This window comes from Wielerella bovis (genome assembly GCF_022354465.1).
GTDB classification, from domain to species: domain Bacteria; phylum Pseudomonadota; class Gammaproteobacteria; order Burkholderiales; family Neisseriaceae; genus Wielerella; species Wielerella bovis.
Map to the genome: position 1 here is coordinate 357,501 of NZ_CP092361.1, position 25,726 is coordinate 383,226.

Consider the following 25,726-nt stretch of genomic DNA (forward strand, 5'->3'; position numbering starts at 1 on the left):
CAAGATAAAGGCAGCCTGAAAATCATTAATCATTTTCAGGCTGCCTTTTGTTATTCTTTATTACGTCCTTGCCAAAAATATCGCCAGACAAATGCTGGAAAAGCAAATACAAGATACAAACACACGCAAGTAACATAGAATTCCCAACTCTGCGCATGTACCGAACCTGCACGACTTTCCAGCACATAAGCAATCACACCAATGATTAAAAATCCAATTATTGATTCAACTATATGATGCACAATGCGTTTTTGTCTCAATGGCAAAAAACCAAAGCCGCGTTGGGTCAGAAAAGGGAAGTTGGCTAATATCAATGTGAGCAATAATAAAGTGTACATGGGGGCAGTCATTGCTTATCCTTTTTAAATTCAAAGGTTTCAAATTGTTTTCAGGCTGCCTTTTGTATTATGAAAAGGCAGCCTGAAACAGATTATGATTTATACCAAGCGACCATGACATTGCTTGTATTTCAAACCGCTACCACAAGGGCAGGGGTCGTTGCGATGCACGGCAACACCAGCGCGCTCCAACGCATCGGGGAAATATTGCTTGTCTTCTTCGGTAACATTATTTGGGTCAAACGCAGCACGTGTCAGTCCGTTGTGTGCTTCATCAGCCAATGTTTCCATGTTTGGCGCATCTGCATGAACTTCTTGCATCGCAACTTGCTCGGGTTCACTTTCGGCAACCACATCTTCATTTGGCTGAATTTGCACTGATACCAATAATTGCGTGGTGGTATTTTGAATGTTGTGCCACAAAGATTGGAACATTTCAAAGGCTTCACGTTTGTATTCTTGCTTTGGATTTTTCTGTGCATAACCACGCAAATGAATGCCTTGACGCAAATAATCCATTGCTGCCAAATGCTCGCGCCATTGTGTATCAATCACTTGCAACACAATATTGCGCTCAAAATTGCCAAATGCATCCGCGCCTACCAAATCAATTTTTTCTTGGTATTCTTTTTCCACTTGCGCCAACAAACGTTCTTTCACATCTTCGTTTTCCAAAGAATTGTCGGCTTTGAGCCAGCCTGAAATATCAGCATGTACACGGAATTCATGCAATGTTGCTTCCAATGCTGGGATATTCCATTGCTCTTCCATACTGTTTGGCGGCATATGCGTATCCACCAAACCACCGATGATGTATTCGCGCATATCACGGATAATGCCGCTGATGTCTTTGCTGGTCAAAATCTCATTGCGGCGATAATACAATACCTTACGTTGGTCATTCGCTACGTCATCGTATTCCAACACTTGCTTACGCATGTCAAAGTTGCGACCTTCCACTTTGCGTTGCGCGTTTTCAATTTGGCGTGTCAAAATACCCGCTTCAATTGCCACCCCTGGTTCGGGTGCAAGTTTATCCAAAATGGCTGCCGCACGGTCAAGTGCAAACAAGCGCAACAATGGGTCTTCAAACGATAAATAGAAACGGCTGGAACCTGGGTCGCCTTGACGACCTGAACGACCGCGCAACTGATTGTCAATGCGGCGGCTTTCGTGGCGTTCTGTACCAATAATATGCAAACCGCCTGCTTCCACCACCGCTTTGTGGTCAGCTTCCCAATTGTCTTCCAAAGCTTGAATTTGTGCGCGTTTTTCTTTTTCAGGCAGCGTTTCGTCCGCCATAATCGCTTCGGCTTGATGTTTAACATTGCCACCCAAGACAATATCTGTACCGCGACCTGCCATATTAGTGGCAACAGTAATCATGCTGGGTTTACCTGCTTGCGCCACAATCAAGGCTTCGCGCTGATGCTCTTTGGCGTTCAATACATTGTGTGGTAAGCCTTCGCGTTTCAATAAAGTAGAAACCAATTCCGAATTTTCAATCGTAGTCGTACCCACCAATACAGGCTGCCCACGCTCAAAACAGTCTTTAATGTCTTTGATAACGGCTTCGTATTTTTCTTCGGCAGTACGGAAAATTTGGTCGTTGTAGTCTTTACGTTGAATCGGTTTATTGGTTGGAATAATCACCGTTTCCAAACCGTAAATACTTTGAAATTCATAGGCTTCTGTATCCGCCGTACCCGTCATGCCTGACAATTTGCTGTACAAACGGAAATAGTTTTGGAACGTGATACTCGCCAAAGTTTGGTTTTCTTTTTTGATTTCCACGCCTTCTTTGGCTTCCACCGCCTGATGCAAACCATCTGACCAACGGCGACCGTCCATCAAACGACCCGTGTGTTCGTCCACAATCACGATTTCAGGCTGCCCTTGTTCATCGGGTTTTACCACATAATGCTGGTCGCGATGGAACAAAGTATGCGCGCGCAAAGCTGCCATCAAGTGATGCATCAACATGATGTTGCCAGCAGAATACAGTGATTCGCCTTCTTTCAACAAATTCAGTTGTGTCAGCACTTCTTCAGCGCGTTCATGACCGTGTTCAGACAAAGTAACTTGATGGTTTTTCTCGTCCACCCAGTAATCGCCTTCTGTGCTGTCTTCTTTTTCTTGGCGTTGCAGATACGCTGGAACTTGGTTCATGATTTTGTACAGCTCAATATTATCATCGGCTTGACCCGAAATAATCAAAGGTGTACGCGCTTCATCAATCAAAATACTGTCTACTTCGTCCACAACGGCGAAGTTCAATTCACGTTGCACTTTATCATATTGGTCGCTGACCATATTGTCGCGCAAATAGTCAAAACCAAATTCATTGTTGGTGCCATAAGTAATGTCGCTGGCATACGCATTTTGGCGGTCAAATGGCGATTGATTGCTCAAAATCACGCCCACGCTTAAACCCAAAAAATTGTACAGCGGACGCATAATATTGGCATCGCGTTCTGCCAAATAATCGTTCACGGTAACAACGTGCGCGCCTTTGCCTGCCAATGCATTCAAATACACGGGCAATGTACCAACCAATGTTTTACCTTCGCCTGTACGCATTTCGGCAATTTTGCCATTGTGCAGTACCATACCGCCAATCAATTGCACATCAAAATGGCGCATACCCAACACACGGCGCGATGCTTCGCGACAGACGGCAAATGCTTCGGGCAAAATATCGTCCAAAGTAGAGCCATCTTTCAGACGCAATTTAAGTTTACCTGTTTGTGCTTTGAGTTGTTCATCAGACAGGGCTCTCATTCTGTCTTCTAAAGCATTAATTTTATCAACCGTTTTTTGATATTGTTTGAGCAGTCGGTCGTTGCGGCTGCCAAAAATTTTTTTTGCGATACTAGTTAGCATAATATTGAGCATTCCTTAACACCACCATCGGTGGCAAAATGGCATAATTTTAACATACGCCTTACTAAATAGGGGCATACCAGTCTTTACACAAGCATATTGGCTGCCTGAATGTTATGTTTAACCTGATTTTACGGTTTTCAGGCTGCCTATTATAGTGAATTCAATTTAAACCAGTACAGCGTTGCCAGTTTCCTTATGTACTAGGTGTACACGGCGGTCGCTGTCGCCTTGTCCTGATTTAAATTGAATCCACTATATTAAAAAGGCAGCCTGAAAATCTTTATTCCCAAGCATCTAAAAATACGCCCCAATGTTCTTTTTCTTCCGATGCAGCCAGCAAATATTCATGGCATTTTTCTATTTCGTATTCGTATTCTTCGTGTGTGAGTGCGCCACTCATCAAACGATAACGTTGGAATACAAGATAGGTATTGGCGACATCGGTTTCACAATAATCGCGGATTTCTTGGATTTTGCCGTCTTGATACGCTTGCCACACTTGTCCACCGTCCATCCCCAATTTACCAGGGAAACCACACAATTTAGCTAAATCGTCCAGCGGTGCGTTGGCGCGACCTGTGTACATCGCCAATAAATCCATTAAATCACAATGGCGATTGTGATAGCGATTGATATAATTATTGTATTTGAAATCACGGCTGTCGCGGAAATCACCTTCGCCCATATCCCAATAACGGGCAGCCTGAATACCGTGAATCAAAGCGCGATAATGCAACACAGGCAAATCAAATCCACCACCATTCCAACTGACTAATTGCGGCGTATATTTGTCTATCAATTTGAAAAATTCAGCAATCATTTCCGCTTCACTGCTATTGGTTTTGCTGAGCGTGTTGATGTGAATTTTGTCGTTCCAGCGCAAACAGCAGGAAATCGCCACCACGCGATGCAAATGATGCGGCATAAAATCGCTGCCTGTTTTGGCGCGGCGTTGTTGCGCGGCAAATTCCACCACTTCGGCATCGCTCAATGTATCGGGCAGTTGATGCAAAACACGAATGGCGTGTGCATCGGGAATGGTTTCAATATCAAAAACAAGAATCGGAGTCATGATGCAGCCTGAAAAAAAATAGAAAAAATGCCATATTATACATTGTTGTGCGCGTGTAAAGATTAGCTCCTACAAAAAATGGTTTTCTTGCTGCATAAAGTTTCATAAAATATGAAACTTAAAGAATAGGCAGCCTGAAATAAGGTTTTAGCAAAAATTTAATCCAAAGGAACAGCATTATGACCGACAATATTTGGCAAACCGCGCCACTTTCCACAACCATAGACCATGTATTACAGCGTTTTCACGAAACTCATCATCATCAAGCTGAATCTATTTTGCCATTGGCAGAAAAAGTTAGCCGTGTGCATGCAGACAAAATTTCTGCAGATTTATTGCCCTTGTTGCAACAAATGTTTGCCGAATTGGAATCGCATATGCAAAAAGAAGAGCGCGTATTGTTTCCGATGATTAAAAACGGCATGGGCAGCAATGCGGCGATGCCTGTACGCATGATGATGTTGGAACACGATGACCATGCTGCCGCCATTGCACAATTATTGGCAATCACGGATAATTTGACGCCACCAGCAGATGCGTGTCGTAGCTGGAATAGTTTGTACGCGCAACTGAATGAATTTGTGGAAGATTTGCAAAATCATATTAAGTTGGAAAATGAGATTTTGTTTCCGCGTGCATTGAATGAATAATTCAAAAAAGGCAGCCTGAAAACTTTTTAGGCTGCCTTTATATGAAAGAAACATTATGAAAAACAAAATATTACTTATTATTATCTTTTTCTTCGCCACCGTTCGCGCGTTTGCTGCCAATGGTGCGCCCGAAGCCGATACTTTTTTGTGGCGCATTAGCAAAGCCAATCAACCCACCAGTTATTTAGTTGGCACCATGCACATCGCGCCGAAAAATACGCCATTACCGCCCAATGTTCAGGCTGCCTTATCGCGCAGTCAGCAACTGGTTATGGAATCACACGAAGACAAAAACAATGTGATAGGAATGGTATCCATGATGCGTTTCATGGTATCTCACAAAACTTTGGGCGAAAATCTCGGCATGGAACGCGTGAAAAAATTACACGCATTGGTTGCTCAAAGTGCTGTTCGTGAAACCTTGCCTTTGTTTGATGCGAAAGCATACACTGCGCCATGGGCAGCATGGTATTTTTCCGAATTTGCCCTTATGCCAAGCCATTTTAGCTTGGAATCAGGCATAGATTCGCAATTAGAAAATGCTGCCATTGCACAAAAAATGCCGATTTTTGGTTTGGAAACCACCGAACCTTTAATCATGCTGCGTACCATACCCAACGATGTGATTGTCCGCAGCATTGATATGCGCTTGAAAAATGTGGATAACGCCAAACGCGAAGCCGAAAAATCATGGCAATGGTACAAAAATAATCAAGCGCGAAAAATTTGGGCGCACGATACTTCAAACGCTGCATTTCGTTATTCCGCCGCACCGCAAGATGTCGCCTATTTAAAACATTTTTTGGCAGACCAACTGCTGCGTCAACGCAATGAAAACTGGTTGCCCAAACTCACACAAATGCTGCCTGAAAAACCGACATTGGTGGCAGTAGGTGCATTGCATTTATTTGGCGAACACGGTTTGATTGTGTTACTACGCAAACAAGGCTACACAGTTACGCCAATTTTGCCTACGCAGAAATTGCCAATGAACTGATTGGATTACATACCATTTTCAGGCAGCCTGAAAATTGACCGATTTTATAAAAAAGACGATAATTCGCAAGCCTTTAAAACACATTCAGGCAGCCTGAAAAAAATCATTTTCAGGCTGCCTGAAACCTATTTTAAGAAAGATGAACACATGAAATCCCCCGAATTACTCCTCCCCGCAGGTGGTTTAGAACGTATGCGTGCTGCATTTGATTTTGGTGCAGACGCGGTTTATGCAGGTTCGCCACGTTATTCTTTGCGTGCGCGCAACAATGAATTTGCCAAATTAGATGTTTTGCAACAAGGCATTAGCGAAGCTCACGCGCGTGGCAAAAAATTCTTTTTAACTGTTAATACCTTGCCACATAACAGCAAATTAAAAACCTTTCACAGCGATATGGAACCACTTATCGCCATGAAACCTGACGCACTCATCATGGCAGACCCAGGGTTGATTATGCAAGTGCGTGAAAAATATCCCAACATGCCAATCCACCTTTCCGTGCAAGCGAACACCACCAATTATTGGGGCGTGAAATTTTGGCAAAACATTGGCGTGGAACGCATTATTTTGTCGCGCGAATTGAGTTTGGAAGAAATCGCCGAAATCCGCCAACAATGCCCCGATATTGAATTGGAAGTATTTGTGCATGGCGCATTGTGTATTGCGTATTCAGGTCGTTGTTTATTATCGGGATATTTCAATCATCGCGACCCAAATCAAGGCACTTGCACCAATTCTTGTCGTTGGGATTACAAAGTCCATAATGCAGAAGAAGACGAAATGGGCGATGCTAAATTATTGAGTGGGTTCAATTTTAATGCAGCACAAGAAGAAGCCAATAGCGCATTTGAAGGCATTAACGGACAAAAACGCCACCCTGCTGCCAACAAAGTTTTCCTGATTGAAGAGAGCAATCGTCCCAACGAATTGATGCCAATTATGGAAGACGAACACGGCACTTATATCATGAATTCCAAAGACTTACGCGCGATTGAGCAAGTGGCAAAATTAGCAGAAATTGGCGTGGATAGCCTGAAAGTGGAAGGGCGTACCAAGTCGGTTTACTATGTGGCGCGTGTGGCGCAAGCGTACCGCAAGGCGATTGATGATGCGGTGGCTGGAAAACCATTTGATTACAGCTTATTAGCCGAATTGGAAGGCTTGGCAAATCGCGGTTACACATCGGGCTTTTTGGAACGCCACCAAACGCAAGATTACCAAAATTATTTGTACGGTCATTCCATTGCGAAACAAAGTCAGTTTGTTGGGCAAATTTCCCACATTGATTCAGAAGGTTGGGCGACCATTGATGTGAAAAACAAATTTTCGGTGGGCGATTTGTTGGAAATTATCCACCCAAGCGGTAATCAGTTGATTACATTAGCACAAATGAAACGCAAAGGGGAATTTGTGGACGTGGCGGCTGGTAACGGCATTCAGGTGCAAATCCCGAATATGCACGGACGCGAAAAGGCGTTGGTGGCGCGTGTGATTCAGAATGGGTAAATGAATTTTCAGGCTGCCTTTCAACACAACAATTTTTTGTTGTGCCAGAAACTTGTCTCCTCCCCCGTCCCAAACGGGGGAGGGCTAGGGTGGGGGCAATTGTGTGCAGCAAATAAATATTCTTGTAAATCAACGAACCACCCCCACCCTAACCCTCCCCCGCCAGCGGGAGAGGGAACAGATTTCAGGCAATCCAACTATTTTTGTCGTGTATTGAAAGGCTAAAACCTTTGCAAAAACTTTTCAGGCTGCCTGAAAAACTCAATACATCTTTGACATCATCTTCATTATCCAGTTTCCGTAGGTCGGGCATTCATGCCCGACACAATAGACCGTTATGATGTCGATGTCGGGCATAAATGCCTGACCTACAAATTGTCGCGTACTGTAAGGCTGCCTGAAAAATATCAATGTATCTTCACATCATCTTCACTATCCAGCGCATCTGATTGGCTTAACAAATGATTTAACACATCAAAATTGGCGACCTTGCTCAATTCCACATACGCCGCGCCTTTTTGCAGCATACCGCCCGAATTGTTGTGCGTGTAAAAACGCAAAACGCCCCTGTCCACTTCAATCTCGCTTAATTGTTCAAACGGGAATTTTTTGTCTTTTACGCTAATCATGCGGTTGTTCAATTTGATTGCACCAAAATTCAAGGTTTTGCCATCGTTAAACGCTTGGGTCATGGTGGGCAACATGGTATTGGCTTGATAATCCAACAAAATTTCAATCACTTCTTCCATATCTACAAACGAAGACGGAATTTTGACGGTGTCATCTTTTTGCACCAAACGCACGCCAACGTGTCGCGCCGTGTTCACGCCATACATTTTTTCTTGAATGCGCGTGATGTACATCTGCATATTCGGTTTAAACGCAACGGTTTTTGTGCCGAGAAGCGATTGATAAATCAAGCCATTTTCGTAAATGTGCAAACGGGAACGCAAGCAACTCGCCAACATATACAAAGCGGGCGCGTACAGCAAAAACATGAAAATCCACATATGTGGATTTTTGTTTTCCAGCCAAGAATCAAACAACACCCACACAGGCAAGGCAAAAATGGCAAACCAGAGTATCATCAAGCGTTTGGATTTGTGTGTGGTCAATCTGTGCTGACCGAATTGTCGGGGAGCGTTCATAAAAAAAATCCTGTAAAAAAAAGTAAAATTGTGAAAAGGACGCTATTCTACCCTCCCTGTAACAAAGTAAACAAGTTTATTTTTCAGGCAGCCTTACAGTACACGACCATTTTTCCAATCACGAAAATGTAGGGTGCGCCGTGCGCATTAAGTGGCTGAATAATTTAAATATTGTGGTAAATTTGGTGCGCACAGCGCACCCTACTGTTATTTTTATCATATACTGCAAGGCAGCCTGAAAATTTCAAAAGGATAAAATCATGAAAAAAATTCTGGGTATATTCATTGTTTTTATCGCAGGCGTGATGATTTTAACGGCTTGCGCTCAAAAAGCCTTTTATTATCCCGACCATGAAGATTATGGCTCGCACACGCAGTTCAATCGCATACATTCAAGTGGATGTTTTAATGTGAAATATTTTATTTCAGGCGGCCTGAAATAAAAAAGTTGGGTAAAAACTCAACTTTGTTTTTTTAATCATTTACGGTCAATGAATTTTACCATTACAACGCGTGGGCAACGAGTTTCCGTAGGTCGGGCATTCATGCCCGACCTGCAAATTGTCGTGTTTGAAAGGCAGCCTGAAAAATATTCAATACATCTTCAACATCATCTTCACTATCCAGCGCATCTGAATGACTTAACAAATGATTTAACACATCAAAATTGGCGACCTTGCTCAATTCCTTCACTATAATAAACCCATTTTCATTCAAAATTTTGGAACCACATTATGAAATTCTGTGTCATTCTCCCTGTTTATAATGCCGAAACATACTTATTAGATTGTCTACAATCTTTAAGTAATCAAACATTTATGGATTTCTGCATCGTTGCTGTTAATGACGGTTCAACGGATACAAGTGGCGAAATTTTGGAACGCTATGCACGGCATGAAAAACGTTTGCGCGTGTATCATCGAGCCGAAAATGGTGGAGAAGCTGCTGCAGTTAATACTGCTATGGATATTACTCGGTTGATGCATGTAGATTATGTCGCCCGCATGGATGCAGATGATATTTGTCTAGAAACACGTTTTGAGGAACAAATTGAGTATTTAGATAAGCATCCAGATATTACCGTATTGGGAACAGCGATGTATCTTTATAAAAATTTCGGGGAAGGGAGCGAAATTGCCACACCACCTGCTGATGATGCAGATATCAAAGTTCGCTTATTTCATGCGGCGGGTAATTTATATAACCCTACAACCATGTGGCGACACGATTGGTTTGTCCAACACCAGATTCATTATACAGAAAGCATGCGTGTAGCAGGCGATTTTGATATGTGGATACAATGTGCATTGCAAGGCGCAAAGTTTGCTAATTTACAAAAACCATTACTACATTACCGCATTCACGCATCACAACTGACTGCACAAAACACCGATGCCCTGAATACCGCAGTGCAAATTTCATTGCAAAAACTGGTTGCCCGATTATTTCCCAATCTGACAGAAAAAGAGGTTGGTGATTTGACCGCAATTTGCCATGGTTTTGGAAATTACACTTTATCTTTGGAACAAGCCAAGCATGGCATTGCAATAGCACAGCGTGTTCAATCAGAAACCCAAACTATATTGGGCGAAAATCGTGCCAGTCTATTGGCGTATTTATTACACAGGGCAACAATATGGCAAAACTTGTTACCTAAAAATTCATTTTCAGGCTGAAATCTTTGCAAAACTCAAATCACAGACCAGATTCTTGAATCCAATATTTTTCATATTTAACAAATATTTATTTTGATTTATAGTCGGTTTAAATAAAAATTTAAGACAAGGCGACAGCGACCGCTGTGTACAAGTATAGTCGTTTCAAATACAAATAGTACAGCGTTGCCAACGCTCTTATGTACTAGATGTACACAGCGGTCGTTGTCGCCTTGTCCTATTTTAATTTGAAACGACTATGAGTACATAAGGAAGCTGGCAATGCGGTATTATTTTTTTAACCGACTATAACACGTTGGATACGAACATCCAACCCAACTGATTTTCAGGTAGTCTGATATAGGTTTTGCAAAGGTTTCAGCCTGAAAATACTACAGCTCATATTTTCAGGTTGCCTTTTTGCATACCCTAGCTTTCAGGCTGCTATTAAAACTGCTAGAATAGGACGATTTTATTTTTGCGCACAAAGTTTGTTATGAAACATTCAACATTTTCCCATTTGCGTTTGCCTATTTGCGTTTTATTGGCAACCAGTGTGCTTTCAGGCTGCCCTACTTTACCGAGTTCAGGTCCCAGTTTGAAAACAGTTAGTGCAATGCCTACGCAACCTGCGGTAGAACCGCAACCTGAAGCCGAGTTACCCAAAGTGGAAATTATTGATTTGAATGATGCGGTTTCCATGCGTTTGGCACAAGCGAATGCGCCACAATCTTTGACGGATTTGGCAGGTGGTCGCGCGAATAATCCTGATGCGATTGGCATGGGTGATGTGTTGGAAATTACCTTGTGGGAATCGCCGCCAGCGGTGTTATTTGGTGGCGCAATCAATTCTATGGGCGCAGGTTCGGCGCAAACCGTTAAATTACCTGAACAAATGGTTGGTGCAAATGGTACGGTGTCTGTTCCATTTTTAGGCAGCCTGAATGTGCGCGGTAAAACACCAGAACAGGTGCAACAACAAATTATTGCGGGTCTGCGCCGCAAAGCCAATCAGCCACAGGCTTTGGTGCGTGTGGTGCAAAATAATTCTGCCAATGCAACTGTGATTCGTGCAGGGAAAAGTGTGCGTATGCCACTGACTTCGCATCGTGAACGTGTGTTGGATGCGGTGGCAGCGGTGGGGGGCGTGGAAAGCGGTGTGCAAGATATTTCTTTGCAACTGACGCGCGGTAATCAAGTGCGAACCGTTGCGCTGGAACGCATCACAGCCGAACCTGAACAAAATATTGTGTTGCGTTCGGGCGATGTGCTGACCATGCAATCCAATCCATTGAGTTTTACTGCGTTGGGCGCAGTCAGCAAAAATCAAACGGTTAATTTCGCCGCAAAAGGTATGAATTTGAGTGAGGCTTTGGGTACGGTAGGTGGCTTGCTTGACCGCCGTTCTGATGCGCGTGGGGTGTTTGTGTTTCGCTATCAACCGTTGAATAGTTTGTCTGCCGATGAGCAAATCACTTGGCGCAATCAAGGTTATGTTGACCACATGAGCATTCCTGTAGTGTATCGTATCAATTTAATGGAGCCACATTCGCTGTTTTGGTTGCAACGTTTTGCGATGCAAGATAAAGATGTGATTTATGTTGCTAACGCGCCAGCATCTGAATTGCAGAAATTCCTGCAATTATTGTTCTCGCCTGTGGTTAGCGGTGTCAATAGTATTGAAAGTTTAACTAATTAATTATAAAAGGCAGCCTGAAAGATAAAAACAGGTTTTCAGGCTGCCTTATTTTAAATTAAGTATGATTTAAGGCAGCCTGAAACTTGTTTATGGGCTGGTAATTAAAGGAAACCCAGCAAATGTCTGAGCCACAAGAAAATCAACAACCTCAAGCACAGCCTGAAAATGCGGTGGAATTGCCTAAAATTCTGCCTGCTCCTGTGCCTGAACCTGCATCGTCAGTCAGAATGAAAAAACGAAAACCATTTAATTGGTTATTGTGGATTTGTGTGATTTTGCCGACCATCACTTCGGGCGTATATTTTGGCATGATTGCATCTGACCAGTATGTGTCAGAATCCAGTTTCATTATCCGTTCAGCAAGCAAGCATAACAGCGCGGTGGGTTTGGAGGCGTTGTTCCAAAATGTTGGTATGTCGCGTTCGCAAGATGATACTTATGCGGTGCAAGAATATATGCGTTCGCGTACAGCATTAGATGAATTGAATAAAACCATTCCAGTGCGTTCTTGGTACGAACAAAAAGGCGATGTATTCAGTCGTTTTAATGGTTTCGGTTGGGAAGATTCGGAAGAAGCGTTTTATCAATATTATCGCAAAAAATTGAGCGCAAATTTGGATACCGTTTCAGGCATTACCACTTTGCGTGTACAATCCTTTTCTGCAGATGAATCGCATAAAATCAATGCGTTATTGTTGGAAAAAGGCGAAGATTTGATTAACCAAATCAATGACCGTGCGCGTAAAGATACGGTGGCTTTTTCGGAGCAAGCTGTTGAAATTGCGCAAGAAAAGGTACGCAATGCTGCTGATGCATTGATGCAATTTCGTGTTGCCAATGGCGTGTTGGATTTGAAAGAACAATCAGGCATGCAAATGGCATTGATTTCTAAATTGCAAGATGAGCTGATTTCTATTCAAACGCAATTAGACCAAGTGCGTTCGGTTACGCCTGATAACCCACAAATTTCAGGATTGGAAACACGCGAAAAAAGTTTGTTGAGAGAAATTGCGCGGCAATCTCAAATGATGACGGGGGCGACTGGTAAGTCCATTGCTAATAAAGCAGCGGAATATCAAAGACTTGCCTTGGATAATGAATTGGCAGAAAAACAATTAACGGTTGCGATTAGTTCATTGGAAAGTGCGAAAGCGGAAGCAGACCGTCAACAGTTGTATTTGGAAGTGGTGTCGCAACCCAGTAAACCTGATATGGCGCAACTGCCTAATCGTTTGTATAACATTGTTGCCACATTTATCATTGGTTTTATGATTTATGGTATTTTGAGCTTGATGGCAGCAAGCGTCCGCGAACATAAAAATTAATATGAAAAATTCGCCATCTCCTTTATTTGGCGATGCGTTGTTGAATAAAAAAGACCAAATTTGCATGAAAATTACATTGTTTTTTTTGTGGTTATGTCGGTTTTTATTCAAAAGGCAGCCTGAAAAAACGGTGCAAAAGCCCAAGCATGCGGTAAAGGCGGTTGTTCTGCCCAAGCCAATGCCGACGCAGTCACCTAGTGAAACGCGACAATTTAAATATGCAACAGGTTCTACGAGCAAAATCACGCATCTAGATAACTGGGGCATGAGAATGGCTTTATGGCTGATTTGGTTGAAAACTTTATTCAAAAGGCAGCCTGAAAACCATTATATATCGAATCAACACATGGAAAATCCAATCAAAAATTTGCACAAAACCACTTTTTGGCAGTCACTGATGATACAAAAACGAGTCATCGGTGCATTGCTTATGCGTGAAATTATTACGCGTTATGGTCGTGCAAATATTGGATTTTTATGGCTGTTTGTTGAGCCATTAATCATGACTATGCTGATTGTATTGATGTGGAAATTTGTGCGTGCGCATCATTTTTCATCATTGAATATTGTGGCATTTATTTTGACAGGGTATCCGATGGTGATGATGTGGCGCAATGCTTCTAATCGAGCGATTGGTGCTATTACGGGCAATCAAAGTTTGTTGTATCATCGCAATGTGCGTGTACTGGATACTTTGATTTCGCGTATGTTATTAGAAGTCGCAGGAGCAACCATTGCGCAAATTGGTATTATGACGGTACTGGTTCTAATTGGTTGGATGCCTGCGCCCGATGACTTATTTTATATGTTGTTGGCATGGTTGATGATGGCCGTTTTTGCCTTTGGTTTGGGTATGGTGATTTGTGCCATTGCTTATCGTTTTGAAGTGTTTGGTAAAATTTGGGGAACATTAAGTTTTGTCATGATGCCATTATCAGGTGTATTCTTCTTTGTTCATTCTTTGCCACAGCAAGCACAAGAAATTATGTTGAAATTACCAATGGTGCATGGTACAGAAATGTTCCGTCATGGTTATTTTGGTGTCGCAGCAATCACTTATGAAAATCCAACATATTTAATATTGTGTAATTTATTCCTACTTTGGTTAGGCTTGGTAATGATAAAACAGGTCAGCAAAGGAGTGGAGGCATCATGATTCAAGTTGACCATGTAAGCAAACGCTATCAAACTCGACAAGGCTGGAAATGGGTGTTAGATGATATTAATTTCACACTCCATAAAGGCGAAAAAATCGGTATTTTGGGACGAAATGGTGCAGGGAAATCTACTCTAATTCGCCTGATTAGTGGTGTAGAAGAACCTACCGAAGGAGAAATTCGCCGCAGCATGAGCATTTCTTGGCCATTGGCATTTTCTGGCGCATTTCAAGGCAGTTTAACAGGCATGGATAATTTGCGTTTCATTTGCCGTATTTACGATGTGGATATGGATTATATGCGCGATTTTACTGAAGAATTTTCCGAATTAGGGCATTATCTCAATGAGCCTGTGAAACGCTATTCATCAGGTATGAAGGCAAGATTAGCTTTTGCTCTATCTTTGGCAGTTGAGTTTGACTGTTACCTGATTGACGAAGTCATTGCAGTAGGCGATTCACGTTTCTCAGCCAAATGCCGCTATGAATTATTTGAACGGCGCAAAGACCGTTCCATTATTTTGGTTTCGCACAGCCATCATGCCATGAAAGAATATTGCGACAACGCCATGGTTTTGGATGCAGGTAAAATGTACCAATTTGAAAATATGGACGATGCTTACGCGTTTTATCATGCAAAACTTTAATTAAAGGCAGCCTGAAAACTATTTTAATTTCAAAATGTTTTTCAGGCTGCCTATTTATTTTTTGGATAAATATGCAATTAGAAAAAATAGCTGAACACGATGGTCAACTCAAAAACTTAATTGCTTGCGCACGCTATTGGAAAAAATTGGATAGTGCGGTAAAGCAGTTAATACCACATAATCTACATCCCCATTTTCAGGTTGTTTGTATAGAAAATAATGACCTTGTTCTACATGTTAGCGCACCTATGGCAGCGACACGCTTGAAAATGTTACTACCAGCATTATTACCACGTTTGCAGGCAATCGATACAAGTATCCAAGCAATTCGGATAAAAGTTCGCCCCAAAAATCAAGAAAGTAAACGTACAAAAAACTTCCATATCAGTCAGCAAGCATTAGATTATTTTGAGCAAACTGCCAAGCAATTAGCACATCATCCTCAATTAGCTGATGCTATGCAAAAACTGGTAGAACACAATCGTTAAATCATAGTTAGTTGAAATAAACACAGACAAGGCGACAGTGACTACTGTCCACCCAGAACAATAGGGAGTTAGTAACGCTGTATTATTTTTATTTTAACTAACTATAATTGATATATATCAATGTTAAACTAGTAAATGTGCGCATAATTACGAATTTGCTTAAAGACAAATGGAGTGGTATATACTTTAAGTGAAAGATAATTTTAATTATTGGATAATTATTAAGGAAACAAAATGAAAACTTATTTGGGATTGATAGCAGCAGCTGCATTAACTTTATCAGCTTGCAGTGGTGAGAATAAACCAGCGGAAAATACAGCGGCACCGTCATCAACAGTGGCTGCCTCTGAATCAGTAACTGTTGTAGAAGCATCTGCACCTGTGGTTGCAGATGAATGCTCAACTTTAATTAATAGTAATGATGCAATGCAATTTGATGTTAAAGAAATTTCAATTAAATCAAGTTGTAAGCAATATACTATTACTTTAAAACACACGGGAACAATCGCAAAACAAGCAATGGGGCATAATGTGGTCATCAGTAAAGTAAGCGATAAAGACGCTGTTGTGAAAGATGGTATTGATGCCAATATCGAAGCTGATTACGTTAAGCCTAATGATGAGCGTGTTGTTGCACAAACTAAATTGATTGGTGGTGGAGAAGAAACCAGCGTAACATTTGATGTTGCTAAATTGGCAAAGAGCGAAGCATATGAATATTTCTGTACATTCCCTGGTCACGCAGCGCTAATGAGTGGCAAAATTACCATTGTTGAATGAATTTATTTTTTTCAAAATGCAGTCTGAAAAACAATTTTCAGGCTGCATTTTGTATGTTTTGTAAATGGAGGTGCTAATTATTTAGTTCAAAGTTATAGTTGTGTTAAAAATAATGAATAGAAAATTCATTAATGTTTCATAATGTTAATAGATTTCTCTCATAAATTTGAGGTTGATTAGTTGACAGTTTTGGGTAGTAGGCGTATAGTTCTGACTTTCGCTGCTACGGCGGTGAGGTTAAAAGAGAGAAATATTTGATTGTAAGGCATATGGTTAGATATTTCAAGATTTTGATTGAGAAGAGTTCTTTAAAAGCAAGATTACCGATAAGTGTGAGTGCCTGATGGTCTCACACTGTTTTGAGAGATACAAGATTTGATTTGGAATTTTCCTATTAAGTTTTTGTTAATTTCTTTGAAGCAGACCAGAAGTTAAATAAGTTAGAGATTGAACATAAGAGTTTGATCCTGGCTCAGATTGAACGCTGGCGGCATGCTTTACACATGCAAGTCGGACGGCAGCACGAGTACTTGTACTTGGTGGCGAGTGGCGAACGGGTGAGTAATGCATTGGAACGTACCGAGTAGTGGGGGATAACTAGTCGAAAGATTAGCTAATACCGCATACGTCTTGAGAGAGAAAGCAGGGGATCTTCGGACCTTGCGCTATTTGAGCGGCCAATGTCTGATTAGCTAGTTGGTGGGGTAAAGGCCTACCAAGGCGACGATCAGTAGCGGGTCTGAGAGGATGATCCGCCACACTGGGACTGAGACACGGCCCAGACTCCTACGGGAGGCAGCAGTGGGGAATTTTGGACAATGGGGGCAACCCTGATCCAGCCATGCCGCGTGTCTGAAGAAGGCCTTCGGGTTGTAAAGGACTTTTGTCAGGGAAGAAAAGGCGATTGCTAATATCAGTTGCTGATGACGGTACCTGAAGAATAAGCACCGGCTAACTACGTGCCAGCAGCCGCGGTAATACGTAGGGTGCGAGCGTTAATCGGAATTACTGGGCGTAAAGCGAGCGCAGACGGTTTGTTAAGTCAGATGTGAAATCCCCGAGCTCAACTTGGGAACGGCGTTTGAAACTGGCAAGCTAGAGTATGTCAGAGGGGGGTAGAATTCCACGTGTAGCAGTGAAATGCGTAGAGATGTGGAGGAATACCGATGGCGAAGGCAGCCTCCTGGGATAATACTGACGTTCATGCTCGAAAGCGTGGGTAGCAAACAGGATTAGATACCCTGGTAGTCCACGCCCTAAACGATGTCAATTAGCTGTTGGTGCACTTGATGCATTAGTAGCGTAGCTAACGCGTGAAATTGACCGCCTGGGGAGTACGGTCGCAAGATTAAAACTCAAAGGAATTGACGGGGACCCGCACAAGCGGTGGATGATGTGGATTAATTCGATGCAACGCGAAGAACCTTACCTGGTCTTGACATGTACGGAAGAGCGTAGAGATATGCTTGTGCCTTCGGGAGCCGTAACACAGGTGCTGCATGGCTGTCGTCAGCTCGTGTCGTGAGATGTTGGGTTAAGTCCCGCAACGAGCGCAACCCTTGTCATTAGTTGCCATCATTTAGTTGGGCACTCTAATGAGACTGCCGGTGACAAACCGGAGGAAGGTGGGGATGACGTCAAGTCCTCATGGCCCTTATGACCAGGGCTTCACACGTCATACAATGGTCGGTACAGAGGGTAGCCAAGCCGCGAGGTGGAGCCAATCCCAGAAAACCGATCGTAGTCCGGATTGCACTCTGCAACTCGAGTGCATGAAGTCGGAATCGCTAGTAATCGCAGGTCAGCATACTGCGGTGAATACGTTCCCGGGTCTTGTACACACCGCCCGTCACACCATGGGAGCGGGGGATACCAGAATTGGGTAGGGTAACCGCAAGGAGCCCGCTTAACACGGTATGCTTCGTGACTGGGGTGAAGTCGTAACAAGGTAGCCGTAGGGGAACCTGCGGCTGGATCACCTCCTTTCTAGAGAAAAGAAGAGATTATTAGGTACTCACACTTATCGGTAATCAGAAGATGCAAGGATGATTAAACAGAAGTTTAAGAGTCAAAAGTACATGGGTTTGTAGCTCAGGTGGTTAGAGCACACGCTTGATAAGCGTGGGGTCGTAGGTTCAAGTCCTACCAGACCCACCAGTTGCAGCACAGGAATACTGGGGGCATAGCTCAGTTGGTAGAGCACCTGCTTTGCAAGCAGGGGGTCATCGGTTCGATCCCGTTTGCCTCCACCAAGATTAAATAAAATGAAATTGCAAATTAAAGCGAGTTTGTGTAGAATGAATAGTTTGCTTGTTTTAATTTGCAATTTCCTGACAAAGTCGGGAAATGATTGCATCGATCTTTAACAAATTGGAAAGCCGAAATCAACAAACAAAGACAAAGCAATCTTTAAATATAGAAATGAAAGATTGTGCGAATTTGGGTGATGATTGTATCAAGTAGTTTGTGAAACACAAAAGGCACAAACTACTCACAACAAAGCAGTAAGCTTTATTGTTTGAGAATTTAAGTAAAGATTGGTAGTCAACGCCAGTTTTTGCAAAGTCAGAGGTTCTTCAAATGATAGAGTCAAGTGAATAAGTGCATCAGGTGGATGCCTTGGCGATGATAGGCGATGAAGGACGTGTAAGCCTGCGAAAAGCGCGGAGAAGCTGGCAAAAAAGCAATGATACCGCGATGTCCGAATGGGGAAACCCACTGTACTTGTACAGTATCCCAGTCTGAATACATAGGACTGGTGAAGCGAACCGGGAGAACTGAACCATCTAAGTACCCCGAGGAAAAGAAATCAACCGAGATTCCGTAAGTAGTGGCGAGCGAACACGGAGCAGCCTGTGCGTGATAATTGATGCGTTAGGAGAAGGACTTGGAAAAGTCCGCCATAGTGGGTGATAGCCCCGTATCCGAAAACACATTAATGGTACTAAGCGCACGACAAGTAGGGCGGGACACGTGAAATCCTGTCTGAATATGGGGGGACCATCCTCCAAGGCTAAATACTCATCATCGACCGATAGTGAACCAGTACCGTGAGGGAAAGGCGAAAAGAACCCCGGGAGGGGAGTGAAATAGAACCTGAAACCTGATGCATACAAACAGTGGGAGCACCTTTATGGTGTGACTGCGTACCTTTTGTATAATGGGTCAACGACTTACATTCAGTAGCGAGCTTAACCGAGTAGGGGAGGCGTAGGGAAACCGAGTCTTAATAGGGCGCATAGTTGCTGGGTGTAGACCCGAAACCGAGTGATCTATCCATGGCCAGGATGAAGGTGCGGTAAAACGCATTGGAGGTCCGAACCCACGCATGTTGCAAAATGCGGGGATGAGCTGTGGATAGGGGTGAAAGGCTAAACAAACTCGGAGATAGCTGGTTCTCCCCGAAAACTATTTAGGTAGTGCCTCATGTATCACTTCTGGGGGTAAAGCACTGTTATGGCTAGGGGGTCATTGCGACTTACCAACCCATTGCAAACTCAGAATACCAGAAAGTGCAATCATGGGAGACAGACATCGGGTGCTAACGTCCGGTGTCAAGAGGGAAACAACCCAGACCGCCAGCTAAGGTCCCAAATGACAGATTAAGTGGTAAACGAAGTGGGAAGGCACAGACAGCCAGGATGTTGGCTTAGAAGCAGCCATCATTTAAAGAAAGCGTAATAGCTCACTGGTCGAGTCTTCCTGCGCGGAAGATGTAACGGGGCTCAAATCTGTAACCGAAGCTGCGGATGCTTTTAAAGCATGGTAGGGGAGCGTTCTGTAAGCCTGTGAAGGCGGCTTGTAAAGGCTGCTGGAGGTATCAGAAGTGCGAATGTTGACATGAGTAGCGATAAAGCGGGTGAAAAGCCCGCTCGCCGAAAGCCCAAGGTTTCCTACGCAACGTTCATCGGCGTAGGGTGAGTCGGCCCCTAAGGCGAGGCAGAAATGCGTAGTCGATGGGAAACGGGTTAATATTCCCGTACTTTGATTCAATGCGATGTGGGGACGGAGAAGGTTATGCTAGCAAACTGTTGGAATAGTTTGTTTAAGCCAGTAGGTGGAAAGAGTAGGCAAATCCGCTCTTTCTTAACACCGAGACGTGATGACGAGTAACTACGGTTACGAAGTAGCAAATACCACGCTTCCAGGAAAAGCCACTAAGCTTCAGTTGAATCAGAACCGTACCGCAAACCGACACAGGTGGGCAGGATGAGAATTCTAAGGCGCTTGAGAGAACTCGGGAGAAGGAACTCGGCAAATTGATACCGTAACTTCGGGAGAAGGTATGCCCTGTAAGGTTAAGGACTTGCTCCGTAAGCCAATCAGGGTCGCAGAGAATCGGTGGCTGCGACTGTTTATTAAAAACACAGCACTCTGCTAACACGAAAGTGGACGTATAGGGTGTGACGCCTGCCCGGTGCTGGAAGGTTAATTGAAGATGTGCAAGCATCGGATCGAAGCCCCAGTAAACGGCGGCCGTAACTATAACGGTCCTAAGGTAGCGAAATTCCTTGTCGGGTAAGTTCCGACCCGCACGAATGGCGTAACGATGGCCACACTGTCTCCTCCCGAGACTCAGCGAAGTTGAAATGGTTGTGAAGATGCAATCTCCCCGCTGCTAGACGGAAAGACCCCGTGAACCTTTACTGTAGCTTTGCATTGGACTTTGAAGTCACTTGTGTAGGATAGGTGGGAGGCTTAGAAGCAGAGACGCCAGTTTCTGTGGAGCCGTCCTTGAAATACCACCCTGGTGGCTTTGAGGTTCTAACCCAGACCCGTAATCCGGGTCGGGGACCGTGCATGGTAGGCAGTTTGACTGGGGCGGTCTCCTCCCAAAGAGTAACGGAGGAGTTCGAAGGTTACCTAGGTCCGGTCGGAAATCGGACTGATAGTGCAATGGCAAAAGGTAGCTTAACTGCGAGACCGACAAGTCGAGCAGGTGCGAAAGCAGGACATAGTGATCCGGTGGTTCTGAATGGAAGGGCCATCGCTCAACGGATAAAAGGTACTCCGGGGATAACAGGCTGATTCCGCCCAAGAGTCCATATCGACGGCGGAGTTTGGCACCTCGATGTCGGCTCATCACATCCTGGGGCTGTAGTCGGTCCCAAGGGTATGGCTGTTCGCCATTTAAAGTGGTACGTGAGCTGGGTTTAAAACGTCGTGAGACAGTTTGGTCCCTATCTGCAGTGGGCGTTGGAAGTTTGACGGGGGCTGCTCCTAGTACGAGAGGACCGGAGTGGACGAACCTCTGGTGTACCGGTTGTTTCGCCAGAAGCATAGCCGGGTAGCTAAGTTCGGAAGAGATAAGCGCTGAAAGCATCTAAGCGCGAAACTCGCCCAAAGATGAGACTTCCCCTGCGATTTAACCGCATTGAAGGGTCGTTGTAGACCACAACGTTGATAGGTCGGGTGTGGAAGCGCAGTAATGCGTGCAGCTAACCGATACTAATTGCCCGTAAGGCTTGACTCTATCATTTGAAGGACTTTGAAAATAGAAAAACTGAAATCAAAGTAAACAAAAATGAAAATAAAGCTTACTGATGACTCAGTCATCACCAAAAACAAATACCAAAGATAAAGGCTTTCCAGTTTGACAGTTTATGTTTGGCGACCATAGCGGTTTGGCACCACTCCTTCCCATCTCGAACAGGACAGTGAAACGAACTAGCGCCGATGATAGTATAGTCCCTATGCGAAAGTAGGTCATCGCCAAACTCTTAATCCTAACCCCCTAGCTCACATAGTGCTAGGGGGTTTATCTTTTTATCAGTATGAAGTAATTTGTCAGAGTGGAAATCAATTATTTTGTTCTGTATGTTTTTTCTCTTTTTCTGCTTTGCGTTTTGCGCGATTGCGTTCACGAATTTTTTTAATCAGCCACCATTTAGTACGTATTTTAATATCGTAGCCAATAGAACCTAATCCAAAAATAAATAACATAGCAGCAACGGGTAGAGTAAAGTAATAACTAATGTATTGATATCCGTATGCACCAATTATGCCACCTAATATAAAATTTAAAATCATGCCAATTAATAACCACATTTTGGGACGATTGACTTTAACATCTGGTAGCTTGGGGTTACTGCTATGGCTGTAATATAGTGCCCGTGATAATTCAATACCTAAATCGGTTGCGGAGCCTGTCATATGTGTAGAACGAATAGCACTACCTGAAAGTACGGTCATGACAGTATTGTGCATACCCATAATGAAACATAATAGTAGTAAGGTGGGAGGAATCATAACTTCACCGATTTTTGCTAGTACCATACCAAATAAGGCAAATAAAATGAGAAAAATGGCCTCAGTCCACATCGCTAATCCATAACAACTACGGAAGTGATGACGTTTTCCCCATAAAATAGTCAGGTTAGCAAGAACTGCACCAAAAACAAAGCACAGTACACCTACTATAGCTGTGATAGCAGTATGCCAGTCATGGGTAATAATGCTGTCAGCAGCGCGTGAGAGTGCACCTGTAACATGTGAGGTGTAGTTGCTGACGGCAAAAAAGCCACCTGCATTAATTGCACCAGCAGAAAATGCCATCATGTAGCCAAGTTTTCGGAAACGTGCATCTGTAATGGTGTTATCATGTAGATAAGGTTTATCTACTTGCCAAAAGGGATGGCGTATGATTTTGCGAGAAGGATGATGGTGATGCAGCATAGGAAGCGAATGAAATTAAAATAAAAATAGTATAACAAAAATATAATGTTAATTTTTTGTGATGTATCAAAATGCGCTAGGCAGCCTGAAAAATGGATTTTTCAGGCTGCCTATTTGAATAAGTATGGATTAACGTACAACGTAACGTTGTAATACTTCGCGGAAGGCAGCACCTGTTTCTGGATGTTTCAAGCCATAAGCCAATGTTGCTTCTAGATAACCAATTTTGCTACCACAATCGTAACGAGTACCTTCAAATGCATGCGCTAAAACAGGTTCGTATTCTACCAATTTAGCAATTGCATCAGTTAATTGGATTTCGTTTCCTGTGCCACGTTCTACAGTTTGCAGTAAATTAAAAATGCGTGGTGTTAAAATATAGCGCCCAACCACAGCTAAATTAGATTTAGCATCTTCTGGTTTTGGCTTTTCTACAATACTGCGAATACGGTTGAAGTTTAGCCATTGTAATGTTTCTACGATGCCATATGAGCCAGTTTGAGCAGGGTCAATGGTTTGAACGCCAATCACGCTGCTCCCAGTTTGATTGTACACATCAATCATTTGAGATAGTGCGCCTTTGGGTGCATCAATTAAATCATCTGCTAAAACAACGGCAAATGGTTCATTGCCAACTGCTGATTGGGAGCATAGTACGGCATGCCCTAATCCCAGCGCTTCTGCTTGACGGATATATAAGCATGTTACGTTTTTGGGTAGAATATTTTGCACTTGTTCCAACATTTGTTCTTTGTGGCGCAGTTGTAATTCTGTTTCCAATTCATATGCTTTGTCAAAATGGTCTTCAATACTACGTTTACTGCGTCCAGTAACAAAGATAATTTCAGTACAGCCAGCAGCAACCGCTTCTTCCACCGCATATTGAATTAAGGGTTTATCAACAATAGGCAACATTTCTTTGGGACTGGCTTTGGTGGCTGGTAAGAAACGTGTGCCCATACCTGCAACAGGGAAAACAACTTTACGAATTTTTTTAGGTTGATACATCATAACTTGGTTTCACTTTCTTCAATCAAAAATTATTTTTCAGGCTGCTTACTGTGAGGACGATTCTGGTTAGGAACAAAACGTCTTTCTCCAAACGCATATTTACCACCGAGTGATTGGAAACCTGCCATTTGTTTTGTTTCTGGTTCAGTAGATAGCACTGTATCACTAGATAGTGTTTCTTCGGCAGGTGCGCTATTTATTTCTTCAGGAACTTCCACTACATAATTACTATTGATTTCATCTTTCAACTCAGGAATTTCAATAGCAGTTTGGTTATTAGGAGCTTCCATGCAATAGTGTCAGGCGTATTATTTTTTGGTAATGCAGTTTCGGTATTGTTATTTGCAGTAGTTGAAGATACGGCAGCCTGAATACTTTCTTCGACCAATTTGTGTGTTGCATCATCTTGCACAACCGCTACATCTGCAATATGGCTGTCTAATTGTTTAGGTAGATGAGTTGGAGCAATTTTTGTTTCTTCCGCTTCTACTTCATCAGTATCTGTATCATCATCTGTAAATTCAGCATTTTCCATAAACGAATTGAGCATATTAATCAGATGTGCCACTCCTTCGGTAGAAACGAGTAGTTCTTCGCCATCGGTTACCCATTCATCATCTCGTCATCATCATTTTCCTCCACCATATCAGGTGTTGCAATAGCTGCCAACGCTGCTGCACCAAGTGGTACAGTAGCTTCTACATCATCTTGCTTATCGGAAACTTCTTTTTCTGGCGTTACAGCGGCAGCCTGAAATGTTGCAGATTTAGTTTCAAGACCAATTTGACCAGATGCATAACGGCTCACTAATTCTTGGAATGCAACACCTGTTTCAGGATGTTTCAAGCCAAAAGCTACCATTGCTTCTAAATAACCTAATTTGCTACCACAATCGAATCGCGTACCTTCAAATGGATGAGCAATCACAGGCTCATATTCCAATAATTTGGCAATCGCATCGGTTAATTGAATTTCGCCACCCATACCACGTTCAATGCGTTCCAATAAATCAAAAATGCGTGGTGTCAAAATATAACGTCCAACCACCGCCAAATTAGATGCCGTTTCTTCGGGTTTCGGTTTTTCCACCATATGATGAATACGTTGCATATTTTGCCATTGCAGCGTTTCCACCATGCCATAAGATTGCGTTTGTGAATGGTCAATGGTTTGCACGCCAACCACGCTGCTGCCTAGCGCATGATACGTTTCCAATAATTGCGATAACACCCCTTTGGGTGCATCAATCAAATCATCAGCCAAAATCACCGCAAATGGCTCATCGCCAATCGCAGGTTGTGCGCACAAAATCGCATGACCCAAACCCAAAGCCTCCGCTTGACGGATATAAGTACAATTCACATGATTGGGTAAGACATTTTGCACCTGTGCCAACAAATTATCTTTGTGGCGTAAATGCAATTCGGTTTCCAATTCATAAGCTTTATCAAAATGGTCTTCAATGCTACGCTTGCTGCGACCTGTGATAAAAATTAATTCTGTACAACCTGCGGCAACCGCTTCTTCCACCGCATATTGAATCAAAGGTTTATCTACAATTGGCAGCATTTCTTTCGGGCTTGCCTTGGTTGCAGGTAAGAAACGTGTTCCCAAGCCTGCAACAGGGAACACCGCTTTTCTGATTTTGTGTTGGAACATCATGAATTCAGTCGCTCTATTGAATAAATTGTTT

21 protein-coding genes, 2 tRNA genes, 3 rRNA genes and 1 pseudogene are annotated in these 25,726 nt (G+C 43.1%); 16 read left to right on the plus strand and 11 right to left on the minus strand.

Annotation, left to right across the window (positions count from 1 at the left end):
* Window positions 1-50: 50 nt before the first annotated feature.
* From MIS45_RS01790 to MIS45_RS01800, 3 genes are all read right to left on the minus strand, one after another.
* On the minus strand, window positions 51-350 hold the full coding sequence (locus MIS45_RS01790) for a DUF2818 family protein (RefSeq protein WP_249444384.1): 300 nt from the start codon (window positions 348-350) through the stop codon (window positions 51-53).
* Window positions 351-437: 87 nt separating this feature from the next.
* Window positions 438-3,221 (minus strand): preprotein translocase subunit SecA, encoded by a 2,784-nt coding sequence (gene secA, locus MIS45_RS01795; RefSeq protein ID WP_249450823.1) that lies wholly within the window; start codon window positions 3,219-3,221, stop codon window positions 438-440.
* Between the two features lie 283 nt (window positions 3,222-3,504).
* A complete protein-coding gene (locus tag MIS45_RS01800; protein WP_249444386.1) occupies window positions 3,505-4,296 on the minus strand; it encodes a 3'-5' exonuclease in 792 nt (263 codons plus the stop codon).
* Window positions 4,297-4,475: 179 nt separating this feature from the next.
* Between MIS45_RS01800 and MIS45_RS01805 the strand changes: the two genes are divergently transcribed.
* From MIS45_RS01805 to trhP, 3 genes are all read left to right on the plus strand, one after another.
* A complete protein-coding gene (locus MIS45_RS01805; RefSeq protein WP_249444387.1) occupies window positions 4,476-4,946 on the plus strand; it encodes a hemerythrin domain-containing protein in 471 nt (156 codons plus the stop codon).
* A gap of 55 nt (window positions 4,947-5,001) precedes the next feature.
* Complete coding sequence (locus MIS45_RS01810) at window positions 5,002-5,943, plus strand: TraB/GumN family protein (RefSeq protein WP_249450824.1); 942 nt, start codon at window positions 5,002-5,004, stop codon at window positions 5,941-5,943.
* A gap of 147 nt (window positions 5,944-6,090) precedes the next feature.
* Window positions 6,091-7,449, plus strand: coding sequence for a prephenate-dependent tRNA uridine(34) hydroxylase TrhP (trhP, locus tag MIS45_RS01815; protein WP_249451317.1), 1,359 nt, complete (start codon window positions 6,091-6,093; stop codon window positions 7,447-7,449).
* Window positions 7,450-7,633: 184 nt separating this feature from the next.
* On the opposite strand, the gene MIS45_RS11305 is transcribed toward trhP, so the two are convergent.
* Together MIS45_RS11305 and MIS45_RS01820 are read right to left on the minus strand one after the other, a co-directional pair.
* A complete protein-coding gene (locus tag MIS45_RS11305; RefSeq protein ID WP_283397430.1) occupies window positions 7,634-7,762 on the minus strand; it encodes a hypothetical protein in 129 nt (42 codons plus the stop codon).
* A gap of 94 nt (window positions 7,763-7,856) precedes the next feature.
* Complete coding sequence (locus tag MIS45_RS01820; RefSeq protein WP_249450825.1) at window positions 7,857-8,597, minus strand: DUF6585 family protein; 741 nt, start codon at window positions 8,595-8,597, stop codon at window positions 7,857-7,859.
* A gap of 260 nt (window positions 8,598-8,857) precedes the next feature.
* Between MIS45_RS01820 and MIS45_RS01825 the strand changes: the two genes are divergently transcribed.
* Window positions 8,858-9,040, plus strand: a complete 183-nt coding sequence (locus MIS45_RS01825; protein WP_249444390.1) for a hypothetical protein — start codon at window positions 8,858-8,860, stop codon at window positions 9,038-9,040.
* 100 nt (window positions 9,041-9,140) lie between these two features.
* Here MIS45_RS01825 and MIS45_RS01830 read toward each other — a convergent pair whose 3' ends face one another.
* Window positions 9,141-9,281, minus strand: coding sequence for a hypothetical protein (locus tag MIS45_RS01830; RefSeq protein WP_249447804.1), 141 nt, complete (start codon window positions 9,279-9,281; stop codon window positions 9,141-9,143).
* A 50-nt stretch (window positions 9,282-9,331) separates the two neighbouring features.
* Here MIS45_RS01830 and MIS45_RS01835 point away from each other — a divergent pair, with 50 nt between their 5' ends.
* The 12 genes from MIS45_RS01835 to rrf all read left to right on the plus strand — a co-directional run bounded on the left by MIS45_RS01835 (window position 9,332) and on the right by rrf (window position 22,065).
* Entirely contained in the window at window positions 9,332-10,273 is a 942-nt protein-coding gene (locus tag MIS45_RS01835) for a glycosyltransferase family 2 protein (RefSeq protein WP_249447114.1), read from the plus strand.
* A gap of 475 nt (window positions 10,274-10,748) precedes the next feature.
* Window positions 10,749-11,951: a polysaccharide biosynthesis/export family protein gene (locus MIS45_RS01840; RefSeq protein WP_249450826.1), complete on the plus strand. Its 1,203-nt coding sequence runs from the start codon at window positions 10,749-10,751 to the stop codon at window positions 11,949-11,951.
* Window positions 11,952-12,127: 176 nt separating this feature from the next.
* The gene (locus MIS45_RS01845; protein ID WP_430472162.1) at window positions 12,128-13,276 is read left to right on the plus strand and encodes a capsule biosynthesis protein; all 1,149 of its coding nucleotides are present in this window, start codon (window positions 12,128-12,130) and stop codon (window positions 13,274-13,276) included.
* Window positions 13,277-13,634: 358 nt separating this feature from the next.
* Window positions 13,635-14,432 (plus strand): ABC transporter permease, encoded by a 798-nt coding sequence (locus MIS45_RS01850; protein WP_249451319.1) that lies wholly within the window; start codon window positions 13,635-13,637, stop codon window positions 14,430-14,432.
* A complete protein-coding gene (locus MIS45_RS01855) occupies window positions 14,429-15,079 on the plus strand; it encodes an ABC transporter ATP-binding protein (RefSeq protein ID WP_249450827.1) in 651 nt (216 codons plus the stop codon). The genes MIS45_RS01850 and MIS45_RS01855 overlap by 4 nt, the downstream gene beginning before the upstream one ends.
* A gap of 71 nt (window positions 15,080-15,150) precedes the next feature.
* Entirely contained in the window at window positions 15,151-15,567 is a 417-nt protein-coding gene (locus tag MIS45_RS01860; RefSeq protein ID WP_249442955.1) for a DciA family protein, read from the plus strand.
* Between the two features lie 234 nt (window positions 15,568-15,801).
* On the plus strand, window positions 15,802-16,347 hold the full coding sequence (azu, locus tag MIS45_RS01865) for an azurin (protein WP_249442956.1): 546 nt from the start codon (window positions 15,802-15,804) through the stop codon (window positions 16,345-16,347).
* Window positions 16,348-16,796: 449 nt separating this feature from the next.
* Window positions 16,797-18,333, plus strand: a 16S ribosomal RNA gene (locus tag MIS45_RS01870).
* 94 nt (window positions 18,334-18,427) lie between these two features.
* Window positions 18,428-18,504: transfer RNA gene (locus MIS45_RS01875), tRNA-Ile, on the plus strand.
* 19 nt (window positions 18,505-18,523) lie between these two features.
* Window positions 18,524-18,599: transfer RNA gene (locus tag MIS45_RS01880), tRNA-Ala, on the plus strand.
* Between the two features lie 335 nt (window positions 18,600-18,934).
* A 23S ribosomal RNA gene (locus MIS45_RS01885) occupies window positions 18,935-21,820 on the plus strand.
* Window positions 21,821-21,953: 133 nt separating this feature from the next.
* Window positions 21,954-22,065: ribosomal RNA gene (gene rrf, locus MIS45_RS01890) — 5S ribosomal RNA — on the plus strand.
* Together the 16S, 23S and 5S rRNA genes with 2 tRNA genes alongside form the textbook arrangement of a ribosomal RNA operon.
* A gap of 81 nt (window positions 22,066-22,146) precedes the next feature.
* Here the strand turns inward: rrf and MIS45_RS01895 are convergent.
* The 5 genes and pseudogenes from MIS45_RS01895 to galU (MIS45_RS01915) form a co-directional block, all read right to left on the minus strand.
* Window positions 22,147-23,022 (minus strand): YoaK family protein, encoded by an 876-nt coding sequence (locus MIS45_RS01895; RefSeq protein WP_249450828.1) that lies wholly within the window; start codon window positions 23,020-23,022, stop codon window positions 22,147-22,149.
* Window positions 23,023-23,151: 129 nt separating this feature from the next.
* Entirely contained in the window at window positions 23,152-24,030 is an 879-nt protein-coding gene (gene galU / locus MIS45_RS01900; protein ID WP_249451320.1) for a UTP--glucose-1-phosphate uridylyltransferase GalU, read from the minus strand.
* Between the two features lie 32 nt (window positions 24,031-24,062).
* Window positions 24,063-24,323, minus strand: a complete 261-nt coding sequence (locus MIS45_RS01905; RefSeq protein ID WP_249450829.1) for a hypothetical protein — start codon at window positions 24,321-24,323, stop codon at window positions 24,063-24,065.
* Complete coding sequence (locus MIS45_RS01910; protein WP_249450830.1) at window positions 24,278-24,601, minus strand: hypothetical protein; 324 nt, start codon at window positions 24,599-24,601, stop codon at window positions 24,278-24,280. The genes MIS45_RS01905 and MIS45_RS01910 overlap by 46 nt, the downstream gene beginning before the upstream one ends.
* Window positions 24,602-24,828: 227 nt before the next feature.
* Window positions 24,829-25,692: pseudogene (galU, locus tag MIS45_RS01915) on the minus strand (UTP--glucose-1-phosphate uridylyltransferase GalU); the annotation flags it as partial.
* Window positions 25,693-25,726: the final 34 nt, after the last annotated feature.

Bases quoted from the DNA above. Each gene is read 5' to 3' on its own strand.
- MIS45_RS01790 (WP_249444384.1), bottom strand. From the start codon at position 350: ATGACTGCCCCCATGTACACTTTATTATTGCTCACATTGATATTAGCC.
- secA (WP_249450823.1), bottom strand. From the start codon at position 3,221: ATGCTAACTAGTATCGCAAAAAAAATTTTTGGCAGCCGCAACGACCGA.
- MIS45_RS01800 (WP_249444386.1), bottom strand. From the start codon at position 4,296: ATGACTCCGATTCTTGTTTTTGATATTGAAACCATTCCCGATGCACAC.
- MIS45_RS01805 (WP_249444387.1), top strand. From the start codon at position 4,476: ATGACCGACAATATTTGGCAAACCGCGCCACTTTCCACAACCATAGAC.
- MIS45_RS01810 (WP_249450824.1), top strand. From the start codon at position 5,002: ATGAAAAACAAAATATTACTTATTATTATCTTTTTCTTCGCCACCGTT.
- trhP (WP_249451317.1), top strand. From the start codon at position 6,091: ATGAAATCCCCCGAATTACTCCTCCCCGCAGGTGGTTTAGAACGTATG.
- MIS45_RS11305 (WP_283397430.1), bottom strand. From the start codon at position 7,762: ATGCCCGACCTACGGAAACTGGATAATGAAGATGATGTCAAAGATGTA.
- MIS45_RS01820 (WP_249450825.1), bottom strand. From the start codon at position 8,597: ATGAACGCTCCCCGACAATTCGGTCAGCACAGATTGACCACACACAAA.
- MIS45_RS01825 (WP_249444390.1), top strand. From the start codon at position 8,858: ATGAAAAAAATTCTGGGTATATTCATTGTTTTTATCGCAGGCGTGATG.
- MIS45_RS01835 (WP_249447114.1), top strand. From the start codon at position 9,332: ATGAAATTCTGTGTCATTCTCCCTGTTTATAATGCCGAAACATACTTA.
- MIS45_RS01840 (WP_249450826.1), top strand. From the start codon at position 10,749: ATGAAACATTCAACATTTTCCCATTTGCGTTTGCCTATTTGCGTTTTA.
- MIS45_RS01855 (WP_249450827.1), top strand. From the start codon at position 14,429: ATGATTCAAGTTGACCATGTAAGCAAACGCTATCAAACTCGACAAGGC.
- MIS45_RS01860 (WP_249442955.1), top strand. From the start codon at position 15,151: ATGCAATTAGAAAAAATAGCTGAACACGATGGTCAACTCAAAAACTTA.
- azu (WP_249442956.1), top strand. From the start codon at position 15,802: ATGAAAACTTATTTGGGATTGATAGCAGCAGCTGCATTAACTTTATCA.
- MIS45_RS01895 (WP_249450828.1), bottom strand. From the start codon at position 23,022: ATGCTGCATCACCATCATCCTTCTCGCAAAATCATACGCCATCCCTTT.
- galU (WP_249451320.1), bottom strand. From the start codon at position 24,030: ATGTATCAACCTAAAAAAATTCGTAAAGTTGTTTTCCCTGTTGCAGGT.
- MIS45_RS01905 (WP_249450829.1), bottom strand. From the start codon at position 24,323: ATGGAAGCTCCTAATAACCAAACTGCTATTGAAATTCCTGAGTTGAAA.